The 2,587-nt window shown below is 61.1% G+C and carries 7 protein-coding genes; all 7 read left to right on the top strand.

Annotated elements, in window-relative coordinates; all coding sequences use genetic code 11:
• Positions 1-87 precede the first annotated feature (87 nt).
• The 7 genes from MF270_RS28050 to MF270_RS28020 all read left to right on the top strand — a co-directional run bounded on the left by MF270_RS28050 (position 88) and on the right by MF270_RS28020 (position 2,284).
• Positions 88-243, top strand: coding sequence for a hypothetical protein (locus tag MF270_RS28050; protein WP_238368864.1), 156 nt, complete (start codon positions 88-90; stop codon positions 241-243).
• Entirely contained in the window at positions 206-691 is a 486-nt protein-coding gene (locus MF270_RS28045; protein ID WP_238368863.1) for a hypothetical protein, read from the top strand. Before MF270_RS28050 ends, MF270_RS28045 begins: the two co-directional genes overlap by 38 nt.
• Positions 692-716: 25 nt before the next feature.
• Positions 717-1,046 carry a hypothetical protein gene (locus MF270_RS28040; protein WP_238368862.1) on the top strand — a complete coding sequence of 110 codons (330 nt, stop codon included), beginning with the start codon at positions 717-719 and terminating at the stop codon, positions 1,044-1,046.
• Positions 1,047-1,208: 162 nt separating this feature from the next.
• Entirely contained in the window at positions 1,209-1,442 is a 234-nt protein-coding gene (locus MF270_RS28035; protein WP_238368861.1) for a hypothetical protein, read from the top strand.
• On the top strand, positions 1,439-1,648 hold the full coding sequence (locus MF270_RS28030; RefSeq protein WP_238368860.1) for a hypothetical protein: 210 nt from the start codon (positions 1,439-1,441) through the stop codon (positions 1,646-1,648). Before MF270_RS28035 ends, MF270_RS28030 begins: the two co-directional genes overlap by 4 nt.
• Positions 1,648-1,983 (top strand): hypothetical protein, encoded by a 336-nt coding sequence (locus MF270_RS28025; protein WP_238368859.1) that lies wholly within the window; start codon positions 1,648-1,650, stop codon positions 1,981-1,983. The genes MF270_RS28030 and MF270_RS28025 overlap by 1 nt, the downstream gene beginning before the upstream one ends.
• 25 nt (positions 1,984-2,008) lie before the next feature.
• Complete coding sequence (locus tag MF270_RS28020; RefSeq protein ID WP_238368858.1) at positions 2,009-2,284, top strand: hypothetical protein; 276 nt, start codon at positions 2,009-2,011, stop codon at positions 2,282-2,284.
• Positions 2,285-2,587 lie beyond the last annotated feature (303 nt).

Below are 2,587 nucleotides of genomic sequence, written 5' to 3'. Positions count from 1 at the left end.
CGGCTGCCGTTCGGCCTGCACCTAGACACCATCCCGCCCGCAAAGACCGCCCTGCGGGCGCCATCCTGAAACCGCCCCGGAGGCACCATGGAGAAGAACGTCAGAATCCCGAACGGGCTGATCCCAGAGCTAAAGCAGTGGGTCGAAGATGAACTGGAGCAGGCGCTCACAGACACGGCATACCGCCGGGATCTCTCGATCTTCTATGACCGGCTGGAAGCGGCCGGACCCGAAATCCAGTGACCGCCGAGGTGAAGATATGGCAATTGCGCAGGTAGAAGGCGAAGAAATCGTGATCCGCATCCCGGTCGCAGCATTGGTCTATCAGCCCGAACCGCGCGGTTTTGTCGTGACGGCCCCGGCGCTGTTTGCGCCCCATGTCGCCCGCGAAATCAGCGGTGAGGATATGGCGGAGCGCCCGTGGGTTGAGGGGCTTGTCGAGGGAGCAATTCTCAGGGCAGCCGAAGGTGACGCTCCAGGCATCCAATGGGATTCTGACGAGAATGAGTTCCCGCCAAGTCGTTGCAACGCATGGGAGGACTGCCAGCATGACGGCCTTTGCCATGATCCGACAGGATGCGGAGCCGCTGGACCGAATACGCTGGGTGAAGGCGAAGATCCTTGCCCAGTGTGCGGCAGCGAAGAACGCGGGCAAGGCGGGTATCTCGCCTGCGAGTGCCCAGACATTTGAATCCCACAACCGGAGAGGTGATGACATGGTGACAGTCATCAGCACCGCCCAGCACATCGCCAGAAAGTCTCATCGCTGCGACAGCTGCATGCGCGAGATAGAAGTCGGCACCGTTTATCGCCGGGCGCGGTGCGTTGATGGCGGAGAGGCGTGGACATGGAAGACCCACCTCGCCTGTCAACGTGCGGGCGAAATCCTCTGGGATCACGATATTCGCGGCGAAGAGGATTGCCTGATCAACGTCATCGACATGGATCACGAAGACCGCGGAATCGTCTACTCAGCAGATCCAGAAACATTCCATCAGGTCTGGCCGGGACGCCCCGCGCCAGGCCATCCGACTTCCATCCAGTAACCGCCCGGAGGCCGGCATGCTCTTTGCCAAAGACGACTTGCCACGATCTGAACCGGTCAAACGGATGCGAGTTGCCGACGCTGGACACCTACCTGGCGGCAGCCCCGGCATTCGCTTTGCCTGCCCCCACTGCGGGCATGACACCGGCTGGATCGCCGATGAATGGACAGTCTCAGAGAACAAGCGCGGGCTGCCCTGTCCGCGCTGCAACCAGAAATCCTGAAACGCCAAGGTGAAGACATGCCAGAAAACATCATCAGGATCAGAATTGTCGATCAGCGCCCCGGGTTCACCGCCCAACTGGCCAAGACGGTCGCGGCGGTCGGAATGGCCGATGGCCGCACGGAAGCGGCGTACATTGAAAATCGGCTGCGCGCCGCGTTGGAGGCATCGTGAAATCTGACATCATCGACATCGAAGGGTGGCAATATCACGCCACCGAAAAGGCGATCCTGTTCTGGACGGACGAAACGAGCCGCGACATGGCGGTTTGGCTGCCGCTCTCCAAGATCGAGGTGTCCGACAGTCATATCTCAGGCACGTCGGGCGCGATCACAGTCACGCTGCCGGAATGGCTTGCGCTGGAAAAGGAGCTGATCTGATGGATCTGCGCATTCGAGAGACCATGCGCGCACGTCACGCCCCAGACGTTTACGCCGGCCCCAACTGCGACCAGCATGAGCCGCGCTGGGTGGGGTCCGCAGAGGGTGACATGGACGGAGACGGGCCAGTCGGGCGCGACGGCACCTTGATGCTATCAGCGCGAACATTCCCGCCCGGCACAGTGGTGACGGTTTCGATGCCGGAGTGCCCCAACTGCCATGAGACACCCCATGACATGGGCGACCTGCCAGACGGCAAAGGCGGCTGGTTTACCAAGTGGTCTTGCGGGTGCGACTTCGACTGGCGCGCCTGGGCGACCGACGAATTTTCTTGAATCCCACAACCACCGAGGTGAAGACATGACCGAAGTAGAACCCCTGACCGCGGGCGAGGAAATCTCCCTGACCAACTTCATGATCGCGCTGAAAGGGCCGGTCGAGTTCGAGTGTGAATATCGGAACTGGCGCGGCGAAGTGGCGACGCGCCGCTTGCGCGCGGTCGCATTCTGGCATGGCTCGACCGAGTGGCACCCGACGCCGGGGTTGATGCTCAAGGCGGTCGATCTGGACAAAAACGCCGAGCGCGACTTTGCCGTCGCAGACTTCAACATGACCACGCTACGCGCGGTCCAGTAAGGGCCGAGGTGAAGATGATACCGAGAAGCGTCAGGAAGAAACTGCCGAAAGCGAGCCTGATCCGCGTCGAGATTGGCGGCTATTACCTCAAGCCATATTGGGCAAAATTCCGTGGCGCGAACTTTGTTCGGTGGCAGCTAGGTCGCATCTGCCTGACGCATCGTGCGCCGTGGTTAGAGCGATCGGCACGCCAGATCCACCCCCACCTTTTCGAGTCCAGCTAACCCCGGAGGCACCATGAACAGAGCCATGCAGGGACTATCGAAGAAGGATCAAGCGGCCCTTCTGGCCCGCGAGAGGAAG

The organism is Mesobacterium pallidum, from assembly GCF_019966535.1.
Lineage (GTDB): Bacteria > Pseudomonadota > Alphaproteobacteria > Rhodobacterales > Rhodobacteraceae > Mesobacterium > Mesobacterium pallidum.
This window is presented reverse-complemented; position numbering and strand designations above follow the sequence as displayed.